The sequence below is a fragment of the Microbacterium sp. LWH12-1.2 genome (assembly GCF_040675825.1).
GTDB lineage: Bacteria > Actinomycetota > Actinomycetes > Actinomycetales > Microbacteriaceae > Microbacterium.
This window is the reverse complement of record NZ_JBEGIJ010000001.1, coordinates 3,586,005-3,611,883: the sequence shown is the minus strand read 5'-3', so window position 1 is coordinate 3,611,883 and position 25,879 is coordinate 3,586,005. Positions and strand designations below refer to the sequence as shown.

The 25,879-nt window shown below is 65.2% G+C and carries 24 protein-coding genes; 9 read left to right on the top strand and 15 right to left on the bottom strand.

Annotated elements, in window-relative coordinates:
* The first annotated feature begins 4 nt into the window (after positions 1-4).
* Entirely contained in the window at positions 5-949 is a 945-nt protein-coding gene (locus MRBLWH12_RS17175; RefSeq protein WP_363551401.1) for a TetR/AcrR family transcriptional regulator, read from the top strand.
* A 1,012-nt stretch (positions 950-1,961) separates the two neighbouring features.
* On the opposite strand, the gene MRBLWH12_RS17170 is transcribed toward MRBLWH12_RS17175, so the two are convergent.
* Positions 1,962-2,324 (bottom strand): winged helix-turn-helix transcriptional regulator, encoded by a 363-nt coding sequence (locus MRBLWH12_RS17170; protein ID WP_363550934.1) that lies wholly within the window; start codon positions 2,322-2,324, stop codon positions 1,962-1,964.
* Positions 2,325-2,409: 85 nt separating this feature from the next.
* Here MRBLWH12_RS17170 and MRBLWH12_RS17165 point away from each other — a divergent pair, with 85 nt between their 5' ends.
* A complete protein-coding gene (locus tag MRBLWH12_RS17165; protein WP_363550932.1) occupies positions 2,410-2,811 on the top strand; it encodes a nuclear transport factor 2 family protein in 402 nt (133 codons plus the stop codon).
* Between the two features lie 167 nt (positions 2,812-2,978).
* On the opposite strand, the gene MRBLWH12_RS17160 is transcribed toward MRBLWH12_RS17165, so the two are convergent.
* Positions 2,979-3,491, bottom strand: coding sequence for a class I SAM-dependent methyltransferase (locus MRBLWH12_RS17160; protein WP_363550930.1), 513 nt, complete (start codon positions 3,489-3,491; stop codon positions 2,979-2,981).
* A gap of 710 nt (positions 3,492-4,201) precedes the next feature.
* On the opposite strand from MRBLWH12_RS17160, the gene MRBLWH12_RS17155 reads away from it, so the two are divergent.
* Positions 4,202-5,047, top strand: coding sequence for an SDR family oxidoreductase (locus MRBLWH12_RS17155; RefSeq protein ID WP_363550928.1), 846 nt, complete (start codon positions 4,202-4,204; stop codon positions 5,045-5,047).
* Positions 5,048-5,377: 330 nt separating this feature from the next.
* Here MRBLWH12_RS17155 and MRBLWH12_RS17150 read toward each other — a convergent pair whose 3' ends face one another.
* From MRBLWH12_RS17150 to MRBLWH12_RS17120, 7 genes are all read right to left on the bottom strand, one after another.
* Positions 5,378-5,644 carry a metal-sensitive transcriptional regulator gene (locus MRBLWH12_RS17150; protein ID WP_363550927.1) on the bottom strand — a complete coding sequence of 89 codons (267 nt, stop codon included), beginning with the start codon at positions 5,642-5,644 and terminating at the stop codon, positions 5,378-5,380.
* Positions 5,637-5,933: a hypothetical protein gene (locus tag MRBLWH12_RS17145; protein WP_363550926.1), complete on the bottom strand. Its 297-nt coding sequence runs from the start codon at positions 5,931-5,933 to the stop codon at positions 5,637-5,639. Before MRBLWH12_RS17145 ends, MRBLWH12_RS17150 begins: the two co-directional genes overlap by 8 nt.
* Complete coding sequence (locus tag MRBLWH12_RS17140; RefSeq protein ID WP_363550925.1) at positions 5,926-7,617, bottom strand: FAD-dependent oxidoreductase; 1,692 nt, start codon at positions 7,615-7,617, stop codon at positions 5,926-5,928. Before MRBLWH12_RS17140 ends, MRBLWH12_RS17145 begins: the two co-directional genes overlap by 8 nt.
* Complete coding sequence (trxA, locus tag MRBLWH12_RS17135) at positions 7,614-7,985, bottom strand: thioredoxin (RefSeq protein WP_363550924.1); 372 nt, start codon at positions 7,983-7,985, stop codon at positions 7,614-7,616. The genes MRBLWH12_RS17140 and trxA overlap by 4 nt, the downstream gene beginning before the upstream one ends.
* A gap of 93 nt (positions 7,986-8,078) precedes the next feature.
* Complete coding sequence (locus MRBLWH12_RS17130; protein WP_363550923.1) at positions 8,079-10,379, bottom strand: alpha-L-fucosidase; 2,301 nt, start codon at positions 10,377-10,379, stop codon at positions 8,079-8,081.
* A gap of 237 nt (positions 10,380-10,616) precedes the next feature.
* Positions 10,617-11,099, bottom strand: a complete 483-nt coding sequence (gene cynS / locus MRBLWH12_RS17125; protein ID WP_363550921.1) for a cyanase — start codon at positions 11,097-11,099, stop codon at positions 10,617-10,619.
* Positions 11,096-11,470: a cupin gene (locus tag MRBLWH12_RS17120; protein WP_363550919.1), complete on the bottom strand. Its 375-nt coding sequence runs from the start codon at positions 11,468-11,470 to the stop codon at positions 11,096-11,098. Before MRBLWH12_RS17120 ends, cynS begins: the two co-directional genes overlap by 4 nt.
* 189 nt (positions 11,471-11,659) lie before the next feature.
* Here MRBLWH12_RS17120 and MRBLWH12_RS17115 point away from each other — a divergent pair, with 189 nt between their 5' ends.
* Together MRBLWH12_RS17115 and MRBLWH12_RS17110 are read left to right on the top strand one after the other, a co-directional pair.
* Positions 11,660-12,376: a helix-turn-helix transcriptional regulator gene (locus MRBLWH12_RS17115; protein WP_363550918.1), complete on the top strand. Its 717-nt coding sequence runs from the start codon at positions 11,660-11,662 to the stop codon at positions 12,374-12,376.
* An 88-nt stretch (positions 12,377-12,464) separates the two neighbouring features.
* The gene (locus tag MRBLWH12_RS17110; RefSeq protein ID WP_414685021.1) at positions 12,465-13,286 is read left to right on the top strand and encodes a sulfite exporter TauE/SafE family protein; all 822 of its coding nucleotides are present in this window, start codon (positions 12,465-12,467) and stop codon (positions 13,284-13,286) included.
* Positions 13,287-13,303: 17 nt separating this feature from the next.
* Here the strand turns inward: MRBLWH12_RS17110 and MRBLWH12_RS17105 are convergent, their stop codons facing one another.
* The 6 genes from MRBLWH12_RS17105 to MRBLWH12_RS17080 form a co-directional block, all read right to left on the bottom strand.
* Positions 13,304-13,903: a TetR/AcrR family transcriptional regulator gene (locus MRBLWH12_RS17105; protein ID WP_363550914.1), complete on the bottom strand. Its 600-nt coding sequence runs from the start codon at positions 13,901-13,903 to the stop codon at positions 13,304-13,306.
* Between the two features lie 104 nt (positions 13,904-14,007).
* Complete coding sequence (locus MRBLWH12_RS17100) at positions 14,008-16,437, bottom strand: glycoside hydrolase family 3 protein (RefSeq protein WP_363550912.1); 2,430 nt, start codon at positions 16,435-16,437, stop codon at positions 14,008-14,010.
* Between the two features lie 4 nt (positions 16,438-16,441).
* Positions 16,442-17,722, bottom strand: coding sequence for an MFS transporter (locus tag MRBLWH12_RS17095; RefSeq protein WP_363550910.1), 1,281 nt, complete (start codon positions 17,720-17,722; stop codon positions 16,442-16,444).
* A 300-nt stretch (positions 17,723-18,022) separates the two neighbouring features.
* Entirely contained in the window at positions 18,023-18,817 is a 795-nt protein-coding gene (locus MRBLWH12_RS17090) for an amino acid ABC transporter ATP-binding protein (RefSeq protein ID WP_363550909.1), read from the bottom strand.
* Complete coding sequence (locus MRBLWH12_RS17085) at positions 18,814-19,794, bottom strand: amino acid ABC transporter permease (RefSeq protein WP_363550907.1); 981 nt, start codon at positions 19,792-19,794, stop codon at positions 18,814-18,816. The genes MRBLWH12_RS17090 and MRBLWH12_RS17085 overlap by 4 nt, the downstream gene beginning before the upstream one ends.
* Positions 19,791-20,720, bottom strand: a complete 930-nt coding sequence (locus MRBLWH12_RS17080; protein ID WP_341976016.1) for an ABC transporter substrate-binding protein — start codon at positions 20,718-20,720, stop codon at positions 19,791-19,793. The genes MRBLWH12_RS17085 and MRBLWH12_RS17080 overlap by 4 nt, the downstream gene beginning before the upstream one ends.
* A gap of 294 nt (positions 20,721-21,014) precedes the next feature.
* Here MRBLWH12_RS17080 and MRBLWH12_RS17075 point away from each other — a divergent pair, with 294 nt between their 5' ends.
* The 4 genes from MRBLWH12_RS17075 to MRBLWH12_RS17060 are packed head-to-tail and all read left to right on the top strand — an operon-like array spanning position 21,015 to position 25,876.
* Complete coding sequence (locus MRBLWH12_RS17075) at positions 21,015-22,160, top strand: M20/M25/M40 family metallo-hydrolase (RefSeq protein WP_363550905.1); 1,146 nt, start codon at positions 21,015-21,017, stop codon at positions 22,158-22,160.
* Positions 22,157-22,984, top strand: coding sequence for a GNAT family N-acetyltransferase (locus MRBLWH12_RS17070; protein ID WP_363550903.1), 828 nt, complete (start codon positions 22,157-22,159; stop codon positions 22,982-22,984). The genes MRBLWH12_RS17075 and MRBLWH12_RS17070 overlap by 4 nt, the downstream gene beginning before the upstream one ends.
* Before the next feature lie 37 nt (positions 22,985-23,021).
* Entirely contained in the window at positions 23,022-24,146 is a 1,125-nt protein-coding gene (menC, locus tag MRBLWH12_RS17065; RefSeq protein ID WP_363550901.1) for an o-succinylbenzoate synthase, read from the top strand.
* Between the two features lie 47 nt (positions 24,147-24,193).
* A complete protein-coding gene (locus MRBLWH12_RS17060) occupies positions 24,194-25,876 on the top strand; it encodes a PucR family transcriptional regulator (protein WP_363550899.1) in 1,683 nt (560 codons plus the stop codon).
* Positions 25,877-25,879 lie beyond the last annotated feature (3 nt).

The window sequence follows — 25,879 nt, the reverse complement described above, 5'->3', positions numbered from 1 at the left end:
GCCAATGGTTCGTGACGCCTGGGCCCAGCTCCTCGCGATCACGGACTATCGTGCTTTGTCGGTGCAGCTCTTGAACGCAGCGCTGACAGACGACTCATCGGTGCGAGCATCGATCTGCCACCACGAGCAGCTGATGACGGCCTCCGGTAACATCCTCGCAGCGAGTCGACACTCTCCCGCTATCACGCCCCGCGCCCTCGTCGCCACCTGGGAAGGACTGCTCGTGATGCAGTCCTACTTCCCCTCTTTGGAACCCGGAGAGATCATCAGAGCTCGACTCGAGTCCCGAAGTCTGGATGCCGCCCACACCCCCATCCACGTCACGCCACTGCCTCTGTCAACACTGGTCCCTCCGGGGTTCGGTTACGCCACCGGGCAGTCCCGTCGACGCCAGATCGTCGAAGACGCGACCCTCCTCTTCGCGCGCAACGGGTACCATCGCACCACGCTGCGCGAGCTGGCGGCCGAGGTGGGCATTTCCTCATCGACGCTGTTGCACCACTTCGGCGACAAAGCCGGACTGCTCGCCGAAGTCCTCCGCCGACGCGACGAACAACTCGTAGACCGTCGGGGGGACGAGATCTTGGACCCACGACTCGAACTGGGCGAACTCGGCGATGAAGCCCGCCGAGATCTGAAGGCGGAGCGAGGCCTCATCGACATGTATGCGGTCCTCTCGACCGAGGCGGCGCATCCTGAGCATCCCGCCCACGCGTACTTCGCGTATCGCTACGCGCGCACGATCGACTACTTCGAAAGCCTCATCGTCCGCGCGTCAGCGGACGTATCCGATCCGCATCTTGAGGCAGTCTGGCTCGTCGCCCTCTGGGACGGCCTGCAGTATCAATTGATGCTGAACCCGCAGGACATCGACCTGCCGAGTGAGCTGGAGCATCACATCGAAGCAACGCTCGGCATCGCGCCGGGCGAATCACACTCACGCAACTGATCGGCGGCCCGCGCGGGCGCGCCCATCGAACGAGGCGTACGGCATTCTCCGGTTCGTGGAGGTAGTTCCGTCGGATGCCGAGTGCTCACAAGGCTCGAGAAGAGGGGCCAAGTCGTCCGCTCCGGCGAATCGCCGATGAAAATACGTTTCCACGCGGCGCGATCCGGCGAAGAGTTCACCTGTGATTCCATGGCCTCCGCGCTGGGCCGCGCAGAGGATCGCCACGCCGTGCTCGCTCTTGCCGGAACCCTCGAGATGACGATGTCGCATTGCTGAGATCCGCTCTTGGTGGCTCCTCCACCACCAACTGACCCATGCTCTTCTGGACGATCGCGATCTGCGGTACGGTCAGCACCGACGGGCGACTCGAGGTACAGGCGACCTCGGTGGGCGCTCACACGCAGCTCGCGCAGAAGGTCGCCCTGACCGAGCAGGCCCAAACGCGCAAAGCCGACGTGCAGAAGCTCAGGCACACTGACCACCGGTACCCTGACATGCAGGATTCCGAAGTCTTCGGAGTCTCCGCGCAAGCGATGTGGATTCCGGCCGCATCGGCCGAGTGCGGGTCGGAGCACGCGATCGCCCGAGCTATCGAGAAGGCGGCATCACCGTACGCCGGTAATCTGTTACCGCTCGCCGAATTCACCGCGAAGCCGGGACTCGGCGCGGTCGCGGCGCTGAGCGCACAGGACTCGAGATCGTGCTGCTCACGAGTGATTCCCCCCGCGCGACCTCGCACATCGCGTCGGAGATGGGCGTCGATAGCGTGCATGTCGGCGTGCTTCCGGCCGAGAAGGCCGACGTGCTCCGCTCCCTACAGGAAGATGGCAAGCGTCGCCGCGATCCCGATCCCGATCGCGGCCGCCGGGCTGCTGAACCCCCTGATCGCTGCCGCGGGCGATGTCGCTGTCATCGATGTTCGTGGTCTACAACAGCCTGCGCATCCAGAAAGTGCGCGGCTCACGCTGATCGCCACTGGAGCAGCAGCGGAGACGGAGACGTCCCTTTCCGCCTACCGGCGGTCGTACTCCTCACGAGCGACGAGTACCTCCGCGATGTGATTCTCTGCCCAGCGACCCAGCGCCGTCAGTGGCTCACGAAGCGTGAGTCCCAACGGCGTCAATTCGTACTCCACCCTGGGCGGCATCTGGTCGTACGCCGTTCGCGTCAGCAGGCCATCCCGCTCCAGGTCGCGAAGGGTCTCGGCGAGCACTTTCGCGCTGATACCCCCGACACGGTCTCGGATCGTGCCGAATCGCGCCGCCCCTTCGCTCAAGGCGATCACGATCATGGCCGTCCATTTATTGGCGACGCGCGCCAACGACGTGCGCGACGGGCATGTCGCCAACATCACATTCCAGACCGGATCACCCATCGTCGAAACTCGCTCTCATAGTTACGTTGAGGTAACAGGTTACCATGTGTAACTATAGACGTACCGTTCAAATGAAGGAGAAATCATGACTGACACGACCCCCGCCGGCGTTGCCGCAACCTACTTCGGCGCTCTCGCTCAGGGCGACATCCCCACCGTTATGGCTCAGTTCAGCCCGGACGTCGTCTGGCACCAGCCGGGTTCGCACCAGTTCTCAGGCACGCACACGGGCATCGACGGTGTTGGTGCGCTCCTGGGCGGCATGATGCAGGCGAGCGAGGGGAGCTTCGCGCTCGTCGTCACGGGACCCGCGATGGTCAATGGCGAGATGGTCGCTCTCCCCGTGCGCTTCTCCGGCAATCGCGCCGACGGCTCCATGGACATGGCGGGAGTCGACCTGCTCACCGTCCGCAACGGCAAGATCATCGCCGTGCACCTCTTCTCCGAAGACGCGACCAGCGAGGACGCCTTCTGGGGTCAGCGCTGATCAAGCGGATTCGCATCGACGGTGCCCGGCTCAAAGCCGGGCACCGTCGGTGCGGTTAAGCCCTCGCTCGACGCTCCCGCTGACCCGTTCCCTCGAAGACTCCCTCGGCATCGCAGCGTGATCTGGCCGAGGTATCGCACGCAGACATGATCCCCGGCGCCGTGAAGTCATTCCACGAGTGCCGGGTGCACCGCGCGCAACAAATAACCGTTCGTCGATTCGTGCTCTGCGATCTCAACAAAACCCGCGGCCTCGAACAGGAGTCGAAGTCGAGACGGCGGGCCACCGGACGGCGGTGTGAAAGCACAGAGCACCGGAGATCCGGCCTGCAGGACGCGTCGGACCTCTGCGAGACCCGCAAGCGGATCGGGCCAGAAGTGGAGATTGTCAACGAAGATGGCGGCATCACAGTGCGCGTCCGGGAGAGGAAGCGCTTGGGCGGTGCCCGAAAGGAGAACCACGCTCCCCCGAGCGATCGCCCCGGAATTTCTGGCCGCCGCATTGCGATGACTCACGTCCGACGGATCAACACCGATGATCTCGCCGTTGGGGAGCACGCGTGACAACACTGCGATCCCCACCCCCGGGCCGAAGCCGATCTCGAGCACCCGCGCCCGCGGATTCTCCACGCCGAGCAGCCCCACAGCCTCGCGCGCCATGGCACCGCCCGCGCGCGCCATGATTCGCACACCCTCATCACCTGCAGCTCCGGATGGCAGTATGAACATATCGTGCATGGATCCCCTTCTCCCCGCCATGGCGGCGTGGGCGTCGTTTCAGACACTCCCCTACTTCGAACTCCATCGAAGCAGAAGATGCGATTCTCTCGGCGCGGGCGACACGTTCCCACGGTCATGTGTTCATAAGCACCAGCATCCACCCCGCGCCTGCGGCCATTGCGATGTGCCAGACCCCCGCGCAACGATGGCATGATCGCGAGCGCAAGAATCGCGAGGATTGCCACCTGCGCCCAGGTGACGGCATCCCACACGGTCCATCACGGAAGAAGGTCGAAGGGGCGCTTGCGCCGTGCGCATGCGCCGGTCGGACTCGCCGTCGGCATCGGAATCTTGGCGCTCGTCTCCCTCTGGACTTCCTTGGACGGGGCTGTGGGGCAGCGTGTCCGAAGATGTGGCGGCAACGGGCGGATCGGCCTTCTGGAGCGCTGACACCGCAGCGGAGTCCACAATATGAAAGACCTCATCGAACAGATCGATGGCTCCAACGCCCCTGCAGGCGGCGCGGGTAGGCATGGGCCCCACGGCGCAGAGCGAGGGCTCGGGCGCGCAGGTCTCCATCGACGCCGCCACCTCCGCCGGCACATCCCACTACCGCCAACTGCCTTTACTGCATTTGACTTCACTGATGCACTGTATGCACTAATAGGGTTATGAAGATCATCATCCACGGTGCCACCGGCGCCCAAGGCGCCCCTGTCCTCAACGCCCTGCACGCGCAGGGCCTGTCCCCCATCGCCGCCGTCCGCGACCCTTCGAACTACGCCGGGGCCGGACAGGCCACGGCGGTCGACATGTCCTCCGTCGAATCACTGGTCACCGCCTACGCCGGCGCGGACGCGATCTTCGTCCACCTGCCCGTGGGGCCGGCAGAGGTCCAGCAGCAGCACGCGGAGGTGATCGTCGAGGCTGTCGGACGAGCTCTCCCCGCCCGGGTGGTCGTGTCCACAAGTGGCTACCCGTTCGGTGCACCGGGTGGACCGTCGGCGATGGACACCCTCGTCGACGGACTCCGCGCCACCGGCGTGTCGCTGGCGATCGTCGCCCCGAAGCTCTTCCTCGAGAATCTGCTGCTGCCGATGGTCTCCGCCGGAGTCGCATCTGAGGGCGTGCTTCGCTATCCGATCCGTGAGGACTACGCGATCTCCTGGAGTTCGCATCTCGACATCGCCGACGTCGTGACACGGCTGATCCAGAGCGACGACGTGACCGGCGTGATCGAGGTCGGCGCGTTCCCCGGCCTGCTCGGAAAGGACCTCGCCGCGGGATTCTCCACGCACCGGGGAAAGGACGTCGCTTTCGAAGCTCAGACCCCCGACGCGTTCGGAGCGGAGATCATCCCCCTCTTCGGCGAGGCCGGCGCCACTCCCGTCGTCGACTCCTACAGATGGCGGGCGACACAGCCCGACGAGGTCATCAACAACGAGGCCAGCGCCCAGTCGCGTCTCGCCTTGCACCCCCGATCGGTTGCGGACTGGCTGAACGACATCTCCGTCTAGCGTGGCGCAGAAGGGTCGGGCTCCGCAGTGGCGCTCGGCCCTTTCGTGCGCAATGGCTCGCTCGCGATCCGCACGGAAAGAGGCAATCCCGGTGGGCGTGACAAACAACTGCGCTCCAATCTCAGCTGGAGGACTTCCACAGCCGCGAGAAGAGACCGGGCGAGGTCGTCTTCTCATGACCACCGCAACGCTGAGCGGACGACACGTGGCGCATGACGTCCGCGACGTGCTGGCCGCATCCGGCCCAGGTCGTTTTGCCGCAGGTCTCGCATGTGACTGCTCTGCACATGGGCGACCTCCTTTCGTGTGAAGCGGGTGCGCAGCCTGGGTTCACGCCAGACTGAGGAAGACCTTCTCGAGCTCTTCCACTGTCGGGCCCTCGGCATCGTCGGAGCGGCCGACGCACTCCTCCAGCGCCGACGCGACGATGACGAAGCCTGCCCTGTTGAGGGCGTGCGTCACAGCCGCGAGCTGCGTCACCACATCACGGCAGGATGAGTCAGCTTCCACAGCGGCGATCACCGCATCCAACTGCCCCCGCGCGCGGCGGAGCCGATTGACGACACGCCGTTGCACCTCTTGATCCGTGTTATCCATCGATATCTCTCTCCTTCTCGGGCACCCGAACAGGACGATCATCCTGACCTGTCGATGACTCTGCGCGCGAAGACGAACGCGCGCTCGTACGAATCCACGAAGCGGCGCATCTCCCGGTCGCCGCCATCGCCGCCACGCCCACCGCGATCAGCCCGGCGACGACCGCGATCGCTGGGGACGACGGCAGCATCGATGCCCCGAATGCGCCCACGAAGACCGCGGCGCCCACGTAGGCGAGTCGTTCCGCCGTCGTCGCACGGCAGACGACGGCGGCGGGCCGCTCAGACATCGCGTGACAATCTCGGCACGGTCAGCACCTGGTCCGCACGATCCGCGAGTACGGCGCGCAGTGTCGCCATCCCCCCGGAGAGCGATGCGGAATCGAAGCCGGATTGATCAAGGATGCGGTGCGCGATCGCCGATCGGACGCCGGACGCGCACATCACTCGCACCGGCCGGCCGGCCGCAGCCAGACGCACCTCTTCGACGCGCTCGCGCAGCTGGGTGTGCGGGATGTGAAGCGCGCCGGGAATCATGCCCTCAACGACTTCCGCGTCGCCTCTCACATCGAGGATCAGTGAGCTCTTGCGCACGAGGTCGAGCTCCCGTGCATCCCACAGGCGCATCGTGCCATCGAGGAGATTCGTGCCGAGCATCCCGGCGAGATTCACCGGATCCTTCGCCTGCCCATAAGGCGGCGCGTAGGCGAGATCCAGATCGATCAGATCGGCGACCGCCATCTCCGCGCGCATGGCCGTGGCAAGGACATCGATCCGCTTGTCGACGCCGTCGCGTCCGCACGCCTGCGCGCCGAGGATGCGCCCGTCCTCCTCCCTGAGGTGCACATCCAGACGGATCGGAGCGGCACCGGGAAAGTACCCGGCGTGTTGATTCGGATGCAAGCTGATCGTGCGGAAGCGGATTCCCGACCGAGAAAGCGCCTCACGGTTCGCGCCGGTGACAGCGACAGTCAACTCCCCGACGCGCACGACGGCCGTGCCGAGAGGCTGCGGGATCGGCCGCGCCCGGTCCGGACGGATGATGGCATCGGCCACGAGGCGTCCCGCGCGGTTGGCGGGGCCGGCGAGCGCCACCGGCCGACAGATCCCGGTCACGGGATCCGTACTCGCCACGGCATCTCCCACAGCCCACACCTTCGGCAGCGACGTGCGCCCGTGCTCGTCGACGATCATCGCCCCGCGCTCACAGGCGACTCCCGCCGCCTCGAAGACAGCGGTATCAGGTCGTACTCCGACGGAGAGCACGATCAGATCGGCGATCACTCGCGCACCGTCCGACAAAGTGATGACGTCGGCGTCATCCCCCGCGATGATCGCCTCGGCTGCGACACCCGTTCGAACATCCACACCCAGTCGGCGCAGTTCTTCGGCGACCAGCCAACCGAACTCGGCATCGACCGGAGGGAGCACGTGGTCAGCGACCTCGACAAGAGTGGTCTCGACGCCCTGCAACGCCAACGCTTCTGCTGCTTCGACGCCGATGAACCCGGCCCCGAGGACGACGGCGCGCCGAACACCGGCTTCAACCTGTGCGCGCAAGTGCACAGCATCCTCCACACTGCGCAGCGTCCGCACCCGCGGCGAGTCCAGCCCGGGGATGTCCGGGCGTGCCGCTCGCGCACCCGGCGCCAAGACCAGAGCGTCGTACCCGATGCGCTCCTCGCCCGCCGAGGTGCGGACAACGACGCACTGCGCGTCGGCATCGACACCCACGACATCGTGCCCCGTGCGGACGTCGAGGTTCAACGACGTCCGCAGCAACTCGGGCGTCTGGACCAGCAGGGAGGCCTCGTCCTCGATCTCGCCCCCCACGAAGTAGGGAAGCCCACAGTTCGCGAACGACACATGCGCGCCGCGCTCGAGCACGAGAATCTCCGCGGTTTCGTCCAAACGCCGGGCTCGTGCCGCGCAGCTCATACCTCCCGCGACACCGCCGACGATGACGATTCTCATGCGGGGCCGTCGGGCTGCGCGGCAATCTGCGCCCGCACGTCATCCATGTCGAGGCTCTGGACTGCTTCGACGATCTGCTGGAGACCAGCCGCCGGCAGCGCGCCCGGCTGCGAGAAGACCAGGATTCCGTCACGGAACGCCATCAGCGTGGGAATGGAAGTGATCTGAAAACCTGAGGCGAGTTCGCGCTGGACCTCGGTATCGACCTTGCCGAACACCAGGTCGGGGTATTTCTCGGACGCGGCCTCGAAAATCGGTCCGAACATCCGACACGGACCGCACCACTCGGCCCAGAAATCGAGCAGCACGATGCCGCCGCCGTTCAAGGTCTGATCGAAGTTCGCCGTCGTGATCTCTTGAGTAGCCATGTGTCGATGGTATACCCCATAGGGTATTTGCTGGCTGCCTGGGACCTCACCTCGGGGCGAAAGCGTTGCCGATGCGCTGCCGTAACGATCAGGTCAGGAGCACGAGTCCGCCCCGTACGCGACCTCGGTCGACGCCGGTGACCGGTCCGTCGCGCTGCCCGCTACGGTTACGGTGCCCGACGGGACCGAGCCGAGCCGAGCCGAGAATGCCACGCTCGTCGTCTTGCCGGGCGCGAGCGCCTGCACCGTCCTGGAGCCGAAGGCTGTCGTGATCACGACGTCGGCGGACACGGTGTCCGCGTTCTTCACGGAAACGGTGAGGTAGACCTTCTTGGCGGCGCATCTCGTCGTCGCCGTGACGACCAGATCCAGTTCCTTGACGGTGACGTCGACGAGCGCCCACTGCTGATGGGCGGACCCGCGATACACCTGCTGCTCTGCGCGGGTGCCGTCGGCGATCGCGGCCGCCGTCAGCCCGAGCGCGTGGGTCGAGAAGCGGTTGATGAACGCGACTCGCCCCTCGCCGACGGGCGTGGCCGACCACTGCTGCTGAAGAACGGCGACATCCGACCTGATTCCTGCCTTAGCGCCGGTCGCGCGCGAGCGCCCGCCGATCTCCAGCACTTTCCCGCTGTTCGCATCCGTGAGCGTGTAGAAGCCGTCGACCTCGGTGGTGAACGTCCAGCGCTGATTCGGTGCGCCGGTGTCGGGTGCGAGAACGACGGCGGTGCTGTCGGCCGTTGCACCCCCGAGGACGGTCAGCGCCTTGCCGCTCGTCGCGTTGATGACCTTGTAGATCCGGTCGGGCGCGACGGCGAACGACTGCCGCACCGGCTCCGCGGTCCGTCCGCCGACCCGCAGCCCGGACACGTTCGTGTAGCCGCCCGACCCCGCTTTCGCGGTGAACCGGATGAATCCCGCGATGACCGACGGCCACTCCACGACCTTCGGGGTGCGATCTGCGACCCAGGTGCCTGACGCGACCGTGGTGAACGTCACCCCGTCAGCACTCGTGGACACCTCGAACGAGGTGACGTCGCCGTCGGTGCCGTTCTCACGGGACCACTGCTTCGGCAGATACTCCAAAGTCGTCACGTTGTCGTAGACACCGCCGAGGTCGAGGGTGATCGAGACGGGCATCGCGAGCTCTTCCGTGCCCGGCCATGTCGACCAGCAGGTCTGCGAGTTCCTGTCGCCCCTGCCGTCGATGGCGAAGTAGGGAGGCTCGGGATCGCGAAATGCGGAGGCGTAGACCGCGACGGGCGTGATCAGGTACTCGGCGCGAAGCGGCTGAGGTGGCAGCGCTCCGCGCTCCAGGTTGGGCGACCACGCGGCGCCGACCTCGGCGAGACGGGTCACCACGTTGGCATCCAGCTTGCCGTCTCGGTTGGGCGCGCAGTTGAGGATGAATGAAGTCCACTTCTCCTCGAGTCCGGTGATGTGCGAGACGATGTCGTCCTTCGACATCAGCGGGCCGGTCGGCGTGGACGGATGCCAGAACCAGTCCCGATTGCTGATCGTCTGGCCCTGAAGCCCTGCCCAGGTGTTGCCGGCCGGTGCGGTGATGCCGAGCGGTTCCTCCCAGAAGATCGCGTCACTGAGCCAGGGAGTCAGAACAGCGCAGATGTCGATCATCGTGCAGTTCGGCTGGAGTGTCTTGACCAGGTCGCGCACGCGCTGAAGCGGAACCTGCTGGTTTCCCATCTGCCACGCGTATCCGTCGAGCATGAAGAGCTCGATCTCACCGTAGCCGGTGAGCAGCTCGGTGATCTGGTTGAGCACATACTCGATCTGGGCGGGATCGACGCCCGCACTTTGATCGCTCACGTGGAAGCCGCCCGTGGCCTGCACCGGATACGTGCGGTCCCAGATGGAGAAATAGAACCCGACCTTGAGATTGCGCGATCGGAACGAGTCCACGTACTGCTGCACGACGTCGTGCCTGTACCCCGAGCTCATGACATTCTGCGTGCCATACGCCGTCGGCCAGAGAGCGAAGCCATCATGGTGCTTGGTCGTGAGGACGCCGTAGCTCATGCCGGCCGCGACCGCAGCATCCGCCCATTGATCCGTGTCCACCGACGGCGGTGCGAAGAGCGCCGGGCTCTGGTTCGGCGCCGCCCACTCCTCGTCGGTATAGGTGCCGAGATTGAAGTGGTTGAACATACCGAACCGCATATCCACCACCTTCTGCAGGAGAGCCTGCGTGTCCCACCCCACTCCCGTCTCGACCGCGGTCTTCACAGAGGCGCCTGCCGCTGCAGGTGCAAGCGGGGCGGATGCTGCCGCGGAGGCGGGAGAGGCACCGCCGACGACCGACGGAAGCAGAACCCCCGCGGCCGACGCGCCAGCGATGCTGAGGAACGATCGACGATCAAAGGTTCGTGACGACATTGTCAACTCCATGCTGTTGCAATGCGATCCGCCCACTCGCCACCTCCTGGGGATCAGAAGAATGACGATTGTGAGCGCTCACATCATTTTGGACATTGATCCGATGATAGAGGTTGAACTCTGCTTGTCAACAGGACGCAATGAACTCAGAAGGTTGATTTTCCGGTAGATCGCCAAATATCAGATCGGATGTTTCGCACCAGCGCGTGGGCACATTGAAGACATCCCGTCGGCAAGTCACCTCGCCGCAGTCTTCTCCTGGCCCACCTCTCCCGATGACGCCCATGCGTAGGGCAGGAACTTCCCGTCGATCGTCATCACGACCCGATCTCCGTCGGGATGCGCGGCCCGCTCCAGGGTGATGCTGCAATTGATCGCGCTCATGATCCCGTCCCCGAACTCATCGTGAATGAGCGATTTCAGAGCCGGCCCATATACCTGGACGAGTTCATGGAAGCGATAGATGGTCGGGTCATCGGAGAGGTCACGACTCGGCGACCTCGTGGGCTGGCGGACGAGAGCATCGACGATCTCGTCTTCCAGGTTCAATGCCCCCCTCAGCTCCTCGGCCTCCCCTTCGGGAATCGGATGCATCCCGAGCGCAGCGGCAGCAGTCCAGACGGGGGGCCTATCCAGACGTCGGGCGAGATCGCGCCATGACAGCCCTAGTTTGCATCGACGCTCATCGAGGATGTAGCCAGCGTCCTCCTTGCTGATCACGGTGCGATTCCATCCGCGTAGTAGTCGTTGCCGCGTGAGAACTCGACGAAGGTGCATGCAATCTCGCCCACGGTCCAGGCATCGTGCCCCGGGGGCAGCAGCATGACATCGCCAGCGGAGAAATCCTGACGCTCACCGTCCGCCATCACCACCGCGAGACTTCCCGCGATCACCAGCGCGACGTGCGGCAGTTCACAGTCTTCCGTGCCCGCGTACCCCTTGAGGTCATTCGACCACTTCGCCCCGACGTCGAACGTCACTTGCGTCACCTCGACACCGTCCAACACCGCGGTCCGCTTCGAGATGAGTCCATAGTTGCCCGCCGGCATATCTGCGAGGGTCGCTTTCTGCATCGATGTGTTGTACGCCATGTCTGGCCCTTTCGTCGGATCGCGCCCGGTGCGCGGTGCGTCGATCACATCATCCTCACGGCTTGTCGCGAAGGAGGAATGCGCATGACTCTCGACTCTGCGCGTTTCGCCGGTCCTGTAACACGACAGTCACGCGCGTGACACGACGGGGCAAAGCGCCACCTCTAGTGTTCAGCGCATGGGTGAACCATGACCGGGGCACGCGACCCGTGGACACGCGCCGTGCTCGATGCGGTGCCTCACCCATTGCTCGTGATCGACGCGCGGGGAGGCGTCCACCAGATCAACCGTGCCGCGACAGCGATTCTCGGGTATGCCGACGGACGAGAACTCCTGGGCCACGCCAGCCACGAGGCGCTGCACGCTCTTCGGGAGGACGGAACGCGGTACCCCGCTCACGAGTGCCCGATCGTGCGAGCAGCGCCGGGTCGCTCGCGTCCTCCTGGGCGAGAGGTGTTCCTGGATCGAGCCGGACATCCGCTCCACGTGACCTGGAACGTGTCGAGCCTGCCCCAATCGGGACACAAGCTCCTCTCGTTCGAGCCTTCGAAGCAGAGACTCACCTCCTCCGGGTCGACTGGGCGGAGCCTCCCGTCGGCCGATGACATCCGCGGCCAGGTTTCAAGGGAATTCCGGGACCCCGCACTCACACCGTCGCGTCTCGCTGAGATGAACAACGTCTCGGTGCGGACGCTTCAGAACCTCCTCTCCAGGGAAGGCACGTCACCGGCGCACATGATCCGATCCGACAGGTTGCGCTACGCGGCCCAGTTGCTCAGCCGAGGAACACCACCTCGGGCGGCCGCCTTCGAGGCAGGCTTCAGCGACACCGACACTTTCTCGCGCGCTTTCCGGCGGCACTTCGGCATGGCGCCGAGCGCCTACTCCATCCGCAAGGGTCGGTGAATCGCCGGCGCTTCGTTGGCCGCCGGTCGAGTTTCGTACCGCGACTATCGGCGCGCGCTATGTACAGACCGTGCGCTCGGTCGGTATAATGGAGTCGCATCGACGGACGCCGCGACGGTGCCGAACCGGCCGCCGTCGCTCACCGACAAGGAAGAGGTGCAGAGTGCTCATCATCGTCATCGTTCTCGGAGTGACGATCGGTGCGCTCACCGGCCTGCTGGGAGCGGGAGGCGGGATCCTGACCGTGCCCGCCCTGGTCTACCTGGTAGGCATCCCCATCTCGTCGGCAGTCTCCACCTCGCTCGTCCTGGGAGCGATCGGCCCACTCGCGGCATTGATCCCACGTCTGCGCGGCGGCGTCGACTGGCGAATGGTGCTGCCCGTCGCCGGAGCCGGAGCGGCGGCTGCATTCGGCGGTACATTCGTCGGCGGCCTCATCTCGGATGACGCGCTCCTTCTTGCCTTCGCCGCCCTCATGGCGGCGTCCGGCGTGCAGATGCTACGCGGACGACCGCGCAGCGAAGGATCTGATCACCAACCGAAGCTGTGGGCCGTGAAAGGAATCGCCGTCGGAGTCCTCGTGGGCTTCCTGACCGGTCTGCTCGGCATCGGAGGAGGGTTCATCACTGTTCCCGCGTTGATCTTCCTCCTTGGGATGTCGATGAGGCTGGCCATCGGCACTTCCCTCGTCGTCGCCACCATAAACTCGCTCGCAGGCATCGTCGCCCACGCGGGACTTTCGAGCCCCGACTGGGGATTGGTCATCGCTTTCGCCGTTCCGGCGATGGTGGCATCATTCTTGACCGCGCTTCTCGCGAAACGCGTGAGCAACTCATTCCTGCAGAGAGCGTTCGCCGTCATGATCCTGATCGTCGCTGCCCTCACGGTGACGCAGGTGCTCTGGGCGTAAAGGCAGGCATCTCCTGCCTATGGCAGTGACGAGGACGATTCCCAACAAGTGCGGAGACTCGCTACGTGGGCAGCGACCTGACTCACCATGTCGATGCGGCGGTCGACGAGCCACTGCTGCTGGATCCCGTCGAGCACCGCGATCGTGTTCCCGACCAAGAGTTCGGTGGGGGCATCCGCACGGATTCTTCCCGATTCCTTACCCTGCTCGACGGCATCGCCCAGCCATGCGCGCGTGCTGGCGTAGTGATCTCGCAACCACTCGTGCGCGGGATGGTCGGGCTCAGTGGCCTCTGCGGAGACGCGGACGAACACGCCCACCCATTCCGGACGAGTCGAGTTGCGGGCAGCGAGCGGGACAAGGGCCTCGAATGCCTCCCAGCCGAGTGGGACAGTGCCGTCGCCGAACAGGAATGCGTTGTCATCCTGCTCTCGCTGCTCGAGGATCGCGCCCAGGAGCGCCACTTTCGACGGAAAATGATGGAGCAGTCCTGATTGGGATATTCCACTGGCCGCGGCGACGTCAGCGATCGACATCTTGTGGAATCCGACGTCGGCGATCTGTTCCACGGCTGTGCCGACGATCTGCTGCTGCGTCTCGACAGCAGATCGCCTCATACGGCGCTTTCGTGTCTCAGGGGAGTATCGCGGGGGGAAGGACAAGGATGCCTCTCTCGATGTGGATCGAAACCATCTGACCACCAGTGACGGTCAATTCGGCCTCAGGGAATCGTAACGCGGACGTCTCCCAGGCCTCGACCTATGAGGATCGTTCCCGCGTGAAGCGGCACCCACTCGTCGGTGCTCTGCTCCCAGCGACGCTGCATTCGAAGGTCGCACGCGGCTCGGATCTGCACCTCCTGTCCAGGCAGAGCATCGGATTGACCCCAGCCGATGAGCCGGACCGGCTCGTCACCTTCGGGATCGAAGTAGACCTGCACCGTCTCGCGCCCGGCATGCCGACCGGTGTTGCGCACTGAGACGTCGACGGCGTCGATTCGGCCGTCAGCCGACCGGGCGATCTGTGCATCGGAATACTCCCACGTGGTGAGCCCCAGCCCATGACCGAACCAGAAGGCAGGCTTCTCTCCGCTCTCGAACCACCCTCGGTGACCGAGCGAGGTCCCCTCGGCATACTCCAGGGCGCCCCGACGTGGCGTAGTGCTCCAAGCCGGCGCGCGATGATTGCCCGCCGGGAAGGTGGTGACCAACCGCCCCTCGGGAAGCACATCGCCCAGGAGCGCGGCCGCAACGGCGTCTCCTGCCTCCTGCCCGGGGAGCCCGGTGAACAGGACCGCATCGACATCGGCGAGCCAGGGCATGAGCACGGGTGTCGCAGCGTTCACGACGACCACCGTGCGCCGAGCGACGTTCGCGACCGCCGCGACGAGCGCATCCTGATCGCCCGGGAGCGACAACGTCGTCTTGTCTTCACCCTCCGTCTCCTGATCGGGGGTGAAGCCCACGACGACGATCGCCGCATCGGCCGTTCGAGCCGCCGCGGAGGCGCCAGCGATCGCCGAGGCCGACGATCGCACCGCCTCACTGACGACCAGCCCGAGGATGCGCGGCATCTCGTCCCTCTCCACAGAAGCGGTGACGAGCTGGCCGGGCTCCATCCGCACAGCCGCGGCGTGGCTCTTCGGACGGAAGAAGCCGCCACCGGGACCTGGGTGATAGTCGATCCGGTAGCTGCTGTCGTGACCTTCTGTGACAAGGTGCCAGTTTCCGGGCCCACGGGTACCGAGCTGCACCATCCGGCGCTCCGGAAGGTCCAGCGTTGCGCTCAGCTCGATGCGGGCGGCGCCTTCCAACCAGCCGGCCTGGCCGTCTTCGAGTTCAGCGACCTCGAGGTGGCGACTGTGCAGCAGGTCGCCGGTATCATTGAAGACCCGCACACGGATGCCGTGCTCGCCTGTCTCCGGATCGCGTACCAGGGTGGGCGGCACTGGGGGCAGAGTCTTCCGAGTCTCGACGCCGTCGGTGAACGTGACATGTTCGGCGCCGAGTCGCGAGGTCAGCCCGTCGACGATGGACACGATGTGCGGAGCGCGAACCTGGGCGGACCCCCCGCCTTGACCGATCGTGTCGGACGCGTGGCGCCCGATCAGAGCGTAGGAAGCATCCTCCCGTAGCGGAAGCATGTCGTCGACGTTCTTGAGGACGACCATGCCTCCGGCAGCGAGTCGCCGGAGTTGCGCGCGCCGAAACGCGCCGGCCGGCGCTTCGCCGTGCTCCGGCCAGCTGCGCGTACTGTCGAGCCCTCCCACCCGATGCGCGAGCAGGAGAAGACGTCTCACGTGGTCATCAACCTCCGCTTCGGAGACCGCGCCGGCGCGCACCGCATCGAGGAGCCCGGTCGTCCAGGGTGTCGTCGGGCCGGGCATGACGAGGTCGAGGCCGGCAGCGGCGCTCTCCGCGGCAGTCTTGGTCGCGTACCAATCCGACATGACCAGCCCGTCGTACCCCCACTCCTCCTTCAGCACCTGCGTGATGAGTTCGCGGTGCTCCGTCGACGGAACGCCGTTGACGCTGTTGTACGCAGCCATCACGGTCCAAGGGTTCGCATCTGCGATCGCGATCTCAAAGGGGGTCAGGTACACCTCGCGGAGAGTCTTCGCGGTCATCCGGATATCCACCGTCGTCCGCTCGGTCTCGGACTCGTTGCCGAGGAAGTGCTTCGCACTGGCACCGATGCCGCGCTCCTGAAGAGCGGAGATATACGCGCTCGCCAGATGGCCGGTCAGAAGCGGATCCTCGCTGAACGCCTCAAAGAGCCTCCCGCCCAGCGGTGACCTGTGCAGATTGATGGTCGGGCCCAGGACGACATGCGTGCGCTGCGCCTCCGCTTCCTCAGCGAGGATTCCTCCCGCTTCTGCGAGCGCTTCGCGATTCCAGGTCTGTGCCAGGAGGCTCGCATTGGGCAGAAGGCAGCTCTCGCGGCCGCCGACGACGACCTCACCGCGCACCCCGGTCGGCCCATCGGAGAGCACGAGACCGTCGAGGCCGATCGTCTCTTCGGCGTGCAAGGAGAAGTTGTCCGCGCCGGAGAGCAGACGCAACTTCTCTTCCAGCGTCAGCCGGCGGAGAAGATCGTCGAAGAGGCCCTCGATCCTCGCGCCCTCTGGGTTGGGCTCGTCCTGGATGCTCATCGATTCACCTCACGCTTCGAACGGGAATGATCAGCAGCGCACCGATGACGGCGATCACGCCGGCGACGATCAGCATGATGTCATAGTTCGCACCACTGCTCAGCCCGACGATCCAGGCGGCGAGCGCCGGTGCCACCACCTGCGGACCGGCCATGGCGATGTTGAAGACGCCGAGATCCTTCGCCGTCTCTTCCGGATCCGGCAGCACATCGAGTACCAGGGCGAGGTCGACGGCCACGTAGGCCCCGAAACCGACACCGATGATCGCCTCCGCGATGAAGAAGATGGTGGGATCCGTGGTCTGAGTGAGCAGGATCGTTCCGGCGGCGAAGATGAGCGCGGAGACGACGATGAAGACTTTGCGGCGCCCCAACTTGTCAGACAGCCATCCGGCGATCTGGCCGCTGACGATCAGAGCGATCGTGAAGACCAGAACTCCCGTCGCCATGATCTTCACCGCATCAGCGGGCTCGAGGTCCATCTCGTGCTGTATCCACAACAGCCGGAACGTGATGAACATGAAGTTCGCCAGTACGACCAGGAACCGCGACCACCAGGCGAGTCCGAAGTCGGGGTTCTTGATCGGGTTCACCCAGAATGTCTTCAACGCCGTGCGGATGCCCCCAACAGAGCGGGCAGGGAACGGCCGCGGCTTGTCGGGCAGCATGATCGCGTAGACGAGGACCAGCAGAAATCCGATCACACCCGGAACCAGGAACAGGAGCAGCAGCTCCGTGGCGAAGAACTGTGCGGCGTAGGCCGCGCCGAGTGTGGCCGCCTGCTGTGCGATGCCGATGGCGCCCGCGACCTTGCCTCGCTGCGAAGAGGGGAGTTGGTCGGCGATGGATGCGGTGTGGGCGGCGATCGCCGCGTTGGCCGTGATCTGCGCGAGGATCCATCCGGCACCGACGACCAATGCGGTGGGGGCGACAGCCATGATCAGGAGGGCGACCAGGAGGCCCGCCATGCCCATGATCATCCAGGGCCGGCGTCGGCCGAACCGGCTCATCGTCCGATCGCTGATACGTCCGAACACCGGGTCGAAGAACAACGCGGAAAGAGCGCCGATGGATGTGATCAGGCCGAGGGTGCCGATGACCTCCCCCTGCGGCATCAGCGACTGCAACTTCAGAACAAGAGCAGCGGAGATGACCGTCGACAGCGGAAGCATGAGGCCCAGGCGCGCGAGCACCATCGTGGTGACCACTGCAGGCCGTGCACGCACGGTGGGAACGGCGAAGGTAGGGGGCGGGGTTGAGCCACCGACAGCGGTGTCGTCGATCATGATGCTCCTCGTTGAGTTCAACTATACCGACCGAGCACTCGGTCGGTATGACCATAGCGCAACGCTCGTCGGATCGCAATCGCGAATCGATCTCTTGCAGTTCGCTTCTCGGCATCGCCGCCCGGCATGACGACAGCAAGGATGGTCCGGCATCAATTCGATGCGCTTGGAAGCCCCGTCCACTTCATCCTCAAGGAGGACACGTGGCATCCCCCGCCGCACGCCGTTCAACTTGGAATTTCAAGCGCGGGCTTCCTGAATCGGACGTCCGTCGTTTCCTGTCGCGCGCATGGGGACCGCCTACATCACGCTTTCGAGGAACGCGCGCGTGCGCTGGCGCTGCGGGTCGTCGATCAACTGAGACGGCGGGCCGGCTTCGACCACCACACCTCCGTCCATGAAGACGACCTGATCGGCAACGCTTCGCGCGAAACCGATCTCGTGCGTGACCACGATCATCGTCATTCCGTCGCGCGCGAGTTCCTTCATCACGTCGAGCACGTCGCCGACGAGTTCAGGATCCAGCGCCGAGGTCGGCTCATCGAACAGCATGACCCTCGGATCCATGGCGAGCGCCCTCGCGATCGCGATCCGCTGCTGCTGTCCGCCGGAGAGCTGTGCCGGGTAATGATGCGCGAAGTCGGCGAGGCCGACGCGGGCGAGCAGCGTCATGGCGCGCTCCCGCGCCGCAGCCCGCGAGCGTCCGACCACTCCGACCGGTGCTTCGACGATGTTCTCGAGCGCGGTCATGTGCGGGAACAGATTGAATCTCTGAAACACCATGCCGATCCCTCGCCGTTGGCTGGCCGTCTGGGTCGGAGTCATCTCATGTATCTTGTTGCCCGTCTGCCGGTATCCGATCAGTTCCCCGTTCACGACGATACGTCCTCCGTCGATGGTCTCGAGGTGGTTCACGCACCGCAGAAGGGTCGATTTGCCGGACCCGGATGGCCCCAGAAGCACGGTCACGGTTCCCGCGTGCACTTCGAGCGACACATCGCGAAGCACCTGATGCGCGCCGAAGCTTTTACGCACTCGCCGGATCTGTACGAGGGCCGCAGGGGCCGGCGACGTTAGATTCTCGATCGTGTTCATTCGGCAATCACCTTTGTCGTCTGCGTCGGGGGCGCCGGCTCCACGCCAGGCTTGCTGCGATCCAGCACGCGCCGAAGCCGCTGGAGCGGCGTCGGCGGCAGAGCGTGACTCGAACCGCGTCCGTATCGTCGCTCGAGGTAGTACTGCGGAATAGAGAGCACTGTCGTCATGAAGAGATACCAGATGCTCGCGACAACCAGCATCTCGACCTGTTTGAGGTTCTGCGCGGAGATCGCGGTCGCTGCCGTGTACACCTCGGGCACGGCGATCACCATCAGCAGTGAGGTGCTCTTCATCATGGAGATGGTCTCGTTGCCCATCGGCGGGATGATCATGCGCATGGCCTGAGGCAGTAGCACGCGGCGGAATGTGTACACGGGCGACATGCCGAGCGAGTACGCAGCTTCCCGCTGCCCGTCGTCGACGGAGATCATGCCCGCTCGCACGATCTCCGACGAGTAGGCCGCCTGGTTCAGGGTGAGTGCGAGCGTTCCCGCCACGAACGCGTTGATGAGGTCGTTCGTGTCCACCTGCCAGAACACGATCTCCGTCAGCGGAATGCCCAGCGTGAGCTTCTGGTACAGCAGGCCGAGATAGCCCCAGAGCACGATCTGCACGATCTGCGGTGTGCCACGGAAGAGCCAGACGTAGAACCACGCCGCTCCCGAGAGGACGGGATTCTTCGACAATCGCATCGCCGCCAGGAGCACGGCGAGAAGAGTCGACACGACCATGGCGATGAGCGTGATCAACACTGTCAGGCCGACGCCCACCAGGATCCGCTTGTCGGCGACGAATCTTCCGATGGTGACGAGGTCGAGGTTCGGATTGGTCACGACGGAATAGAGGAAGAGGGCGAGGATGACCAGCAGAGCGACCGCACCCGACCAGCGCCACGGATGGCGGCGCGGCACTGCGTCGACATCGTCCGCATTGCTGAGACGCTGTGAGCCCTGCGGGGGTGCGATGACTGTCACAGGCCCGCTCCGCCTTGGTTCGTCTCAGCCGACTCCACGGCATAGGAACTCATGTGATTGCGCTCGAGGACCTCCTGGTAGCTGCCCTCGTCGATGAGCGCCTGCAGTGTCTTCTGGATCACTTCGACCAGTTGCGTGTTCTCCTTCAGAACACCGATGCCGCTGTACACCGGGTTGAAGCCGGCGGGGTTCTGCGGATCGCGCACCACTTCGTACGCCTCGCCGTCGTCGGTGGTGACGGCCACGTACTCGGCCACGAGTGCATCGGACGAGTACGCGTCGCTCTTACCTGCACGCAGCGCTGTGAGTGCGTCCGGATCAGTCGGCAACTCCATGACCTCGATCGGGTCTCCCGGGCATTCTGTGGCGCGCAGAAGTTCCCCTTGGACTGTGGCCTTCTGCACCGACACGGTTTTCCCGCACAGATCGGTCAGAGTCTTGATGTTCGTCGGGTTGCCGGCCCGCACGAGGATCGCGAACCCGCCGAGCGTGTAGTCGACGTAGGTGATCGTCTTCTCCCGCTCCGGTGTGTCGTTCATACCGCTCATGATGATGTCGTGCTTCTTCGCCTGCAGCGAGGGGATCACGGAGTCGAAGGGCTGCTTCGAGATGACGACATCGATGCCGAGCTTCTGCGCGATGAGTCGGCCGAGTTCGGGGTCGAAGCCGACCTCCCGTCCGTTCTCATCGTAGGAAGCGAATGGCGGATAGGGGATGTCGATGGCGATCCCGATGTAACCCTTCTCTTTGATGTCTGCCGGCAGCAACTTGGTCAGCGACGGGTCCGCAGTGGTCGTGACCTCATCGCCCTGCGGAACATTCGGCTTTCCGGTTTCGTCGCCATCAGCGCCGTTCGTACACCCGGTGAGCGCGAGACTCATGATCGCGAGAGCGCCGATCAACGAGCGGGTGAGTTTCTTGGGCATGGATTCTTCCTTCTTCGTCGATGGGATCCAAAGGGCCTGGGCTCAGGCGAGTCACGCAGGTCGACGTTCTCGACGCGCCCGGTCGCCCTGATTTTCAGAGCGTAGGCGAGGCGCCCTTGCCGTACTTCGTCTGTTTTTCACAACCGAGGCCCGTCGATTGGGAGGATTTCACTACCGAGGTGACTCGTCGAATATTCCCAATGAACGCGCTCTTGTTCATGTGATCGGACATCCTCATCGAGAGTTCAGATCTTCACACTGGTAGGGACAACACCGTCGATCCGAGGAGCACTGATGCCTGCACGACCGCCAGCCGCACTCCGCGAACAGCTCCTCGATGCCGACACCATGGTCGCCGACGTCCTGAAGCTGGTGAGATGCGAGTCACCTTCTGAGGACCATGCCGCGATCGCCCGCAGCGCCGACCTCGTCGACGAGGTCGGCGCGAGGTACCTGGGCAGGCGCGCGGAGCGCATCCTGATCGACGGTGTCACTCACCTCCGCTGGCGCTTCGGCGATTCATCGCGCGTCCTGGTGCTCGGACATCACGACACCGTGTGGCCGATCGGGTCACTCCTGAGCAATCCCGCGCAGGTCCGGGACGGCCGCCTCACCGGGCCCGGATGCTTCGATATGAAGGCGGGTATCGTCATGGCGCTGCACGCGCTCGCCGCACTGGCGTCAACGGAAGGGATCACCCTTCTCATCACCGGTGACGAGGAGCCGGGGTCGACCACTTCCCGTCCGCTCATAGAGGCGGAAGCGCGTAGACACTCCGCCGCGCTGATCCTGGAGGCATCCGGACCGGGAGGGGCACTGAAGACCGAGCGAAAGGGCGTTTCGCACTACGTGGTGAACGTTCTCGGGCGCGCGGCGCACGCCGGCCTCGAGCCGGAGCGCGGCGTCAACGCGACCGTCGAACTCGCCCACCAGGTGCTCGCCGTCGCGGAGATGAACTCGCCCGAACTGGGAACCACAGTGACCCCGACCCGCACCGAGGCAGGCGGCACCTCGAACACCGTTCCGGCCGCTGCCTCCTTCACGGTCGATGTCCGGACATCATCGCTCGCAGAGCAGCGGCGAGTGCACCGTGAACTGTCGGCTTTGACCCCTCGACTCGACGGCGCCATCATCGAGATCGTCGGTGGACCTGCGCATCCGCCGCTGACCCGATCGAGCTCCGCGGCGTTGTTCGAGCGGATCAACCGGATAGCCGCCGACACGACGACCGGAACGTTGGCCGGCATCGCCGTCGGCGGCGCATCCGACGGCAACTTCACCGCGGGTGTCGGCACCCCGACTCTCGACGGCCTGGGCGCTGTCGGCGGAGGAGCGCACGCTGAGGACGAGCACGTCATCGTCGCGGAACTCGTTCCGCGCACCCTCTTGCTTGCGGCCTTGCTCGATGAACTGCGGCACGAGAAGGAGACGAGCTGGTGACGTCCGTCCATGACGGCGTCGCCGGAGCCGGCATCGGCCCACGCGATGACGCGACCCAGGCGGCGAGCCGTTCGGGGGTCGTGATCCGCGAACTGGAAGACATGGGGTCGCTCGCCGCTGTGCAACGGCTCTACGAACTCGTCTGGCGCACCGGCCCAGCCGGCACGCCGGTGACGGCTGATCTCTTGCGAGCTCTGGCGATCTCGGGCAATCCCGTGTTCGGCGCCTATGAGGGCGATGAACTGCTCGGCGCGTGTTTCGGCTTCTGTTCACCGCCCGGCACGCACAACTTCCACAGTCACATCGCCGGGGTCCCGCAAAGCGCGCAGGGTCGCAGCATCGGGCTAGCGCTCAAGCTGCACCAGCGCGCGTGGGCGCTTGAACAGCGAATGACGACGATGACGTGGACGTTCGACCCGGCGATCCGACGCAACGCCCACTTCAACCTGTCGAAGCTCGGCGCAGAGCCCGTCCAGTACTTCTCCGATCTCTACGGGGCGATGGACGACGACGTCAATCGCGATGATGCGAGTGACCGCCTGCTCGTTCGCTGGCAGTTGGACAGGCCTCTCCCTTCTCGGGATGCTGCGCCGCATGGCCGGCTTTCGAGTGCGGAGCCAGTTCGCATCCGCGTGCCCGCCGACATCGAGTCGATGCGTCTCGAGGACCCCGTGCGCGCCGCCCGATGGCGTCTCGAGTTGCGCCGCGAGCTGGGTGGACGCATGAAGGTCGGAGCCCGGGTTGTGGGATTCGACCGCGAGGGACACTATCTGGTCGAAGCCGCAGGATCTCATGCAGATGCACCTTCGCCACCCGGTCGCTGATCTTGACCCCTTCAGAACCCACAGAGCAGGAGATCGCATGAAACTCACCGGGATCGAGACCCGCATCGTCGAGATGCCACTCGTGACGCCCTTCCGCACCTCATTCGGCACCGAAACCGTCCGGCAGGTGCTGGTCGTGCGTGCCGTCACTGAGGATGCCGAGGGCTGGGGCGAGTGCGGAGCGAGCGAGTCTCCGCTGTACTCCTCCGAATACACGGGCGGTGCGGCCGACGTGCTCGAAGATTTCTTCATCCCCGAGATCCGGACCGCTCAGAGACAGCTCGGAGACGACTTCGACGCGCACCGGATCGCGCCGGTGCTCGCCGGGTTCAAGGGGCATCGTCTGGCGAAATCGTCGTTGGAGACTGCGGTCCTGGATGCTCAACTGCGCGCGCAGGGCGTCTCGTTCGCTGCAGCGCTCGGCGCGGTGCGCGACTCCGTGCCGTGCGGAGTCTCGCTCGGAATCACCGATACCATCGATCAGCTGTTGGACACCGTGGCTGCTTCGCTTGAGGCGGGATACCTGCGCATCAAGCTGAAGATCGAACCTGGATGGGACGTCGAGCCCGTGCGTGCGGTGCGGGAACGGTTCGGCGACATCGATCTGCAAGTCGACGCGAACGCGGCGTACCGCCGCAGTGACTTCCGTCTGCTCGCGCGGCTCGACGCGTTCGATCTGACGCTGTTCGAGCAGCCACTGCCCTCCGACGATCTGCTGGGACACGCAGCCCTCGCCCGCGTCATCTCGACGCCCATCTGTCTCGACGAATCGATAACATCCTCCCGGGCGGCTGCCGCCGCCATCGAGCTCGGCGCCTGCAGCATCGTGAACATCAAACCCGGCCGTGTGGGCGGCTATCTCGAGGCGCGACGGATACACGATCTGTGTGCCGCCCACGATGTGCCGGTCTGGTGCGGGGGCATGTTGGAAACCGGGATCGGTCGTGCTGCGAACGTGGCCCTCGCCGCGCTTCCCGGGTTCACCCTGCCCGGCGACACATCCGCTTCGGAGCGCTACTTCGCAACCGACCTCACCGAGCCGTTCCGGCTGGAGAATGGAAGGATCTCGGTACCGAAGGGACCAGGACTCGGCGTGACACCGCTTCCTGAGGTTCTGGAGCGCTTCACTGTGCACCGCGAGTGGTATTCCGTGTCCGGCTGACGAGTCCTGCTAGCCTGCTGGCGCCGCCCATACTCCAAGGAGGAGTGATGACAGAGGAACCTTCGCTCCGTCCGGGGACGACGATCGGTCGCATCCTGGCCGAGTTCGGCCCGGCTCATCTTCAGGCCGTCTGCGGCCCGCTCGATCTCACCCGTCGGGTCGAGTCCATCCTCATCCAAGACCCGGAGGACGAACTCGAAGCTCGAGAGAACGCGCTGGTTCTCGGGATCGGTCTTCGCACCGGCGCCGCCATGCAGACGATCATCGACGGCCTGGCCGCGCACGGTTCCACCGGTCTCGTCGTGCGCGGCCCGTTCGAGGCGACCCCCGCGGTGCGCACCCAGGCGGAGAAGGCAGGAGTCGACGTGCTCTCGCTCTCGCCGGGAGCGTCGTGGGGGCATCTCGCCGCGATGCTGAGAACACTGATGACGCCGCGGGACGTCGACGGCTCGCGCGGAGAGACTTTCGGTGGAATCATCGCAGGCGACCTGTTCGCGGTCGCGAATTCGGTCGCGGCGCTCCTCAAGGCTTCCGTGACCATCGAGGATCGCCATTCGAGACTTCTGGCGTTCTCCAGTGTGCGAGAAGGCGCGGACGCCTCGCGTGTCCAGACGATCCTGGGCCGTCAGGTGCCCGCCCAGTACACCCGCTACCTCGAAGAGGCCGGCGTGTTCCAGGCCATCTATCGCGCCAGCGGATCCGTGACCGTGGCTCCGCTGCCCGAGGAGGCCGGCGCACCTCCGGAGGAGGGAGGCCGAGTGGCCATCGCCGTCCGCGCGGGTGATGAGATCCTCGGTACGATCTGGGTCGCTTCCGAACGCCTGAGCGTCGAGCAGGAGCAGATCCTGCTCGAATCCTCCCGCCTCGCAGCCATGCATCTCGTATGGCAGCGCACCGATGCTGATGTCGAACGTCGGAGGAGCGCCGAGATCGTGGCATCCGTGCTCCGCGGTCCGTCTGGGAGCGAGGAGGCAGCCCGCAGGCTCGGACTGCGCGACGAGTCGTCGGTCGTTCTCGCGTTGACACTCAGCGTTCCCGGGAGCGGTCACCTCACCTATGCCGATATCGCGACCGAACGCCGCAAGCTCGCCGATGCGTTCGCCACCCACTTGTCGTTCGCGCACCCGAGGGCGGCGTCCGGCCTCATCGAGGACGTGACGTACGGGATCGTGCCGGTTGCGGCGGCCGACTCCGGCTCGATTGCCGTCCGGCTCGCCGAGGACTTCCTCGATCGCGTCCACTCACCGCTTCAGGCTCTCATCGGCATCGGACGCGTCACCTCGGGGCTTGGTGATCTACCGCGCTCACGCTCCCAGGCGGACCGAGCGTTGAAGGTGCTCGAGTCGTCGACACTTGATCGCCGAGTTGCTCGCTTCGACGACGTGTACGCCGAGGCGCTCCTGCTCGAACTGCCCGCAGATGCGACCGAACTCCCTTCAGGTCCGATCGCCCGGCTGGCCGCGTACGACCGCGAGCATCAAAGCTCGCTCGTCGACACCCTCCGCGCCTGGCTCGATGCGTTCGGCGACATCGCCCAGGCGGCCGCTGCGACGTTCGTGCACGGGAACACCTTCCGGTACCGTCTACGACGCGTCACCGAGGTCGGCGGGATCGACCTCGACGATCCTCGGGAGCGGTTCTCAGCGATGCTTCAGATGCAGATCATCGCGCTCGCCGGCGGACAGGCGCCCTCGGAACACGTTCACAACCTCACCGGAAACCAGGGCTAGAGC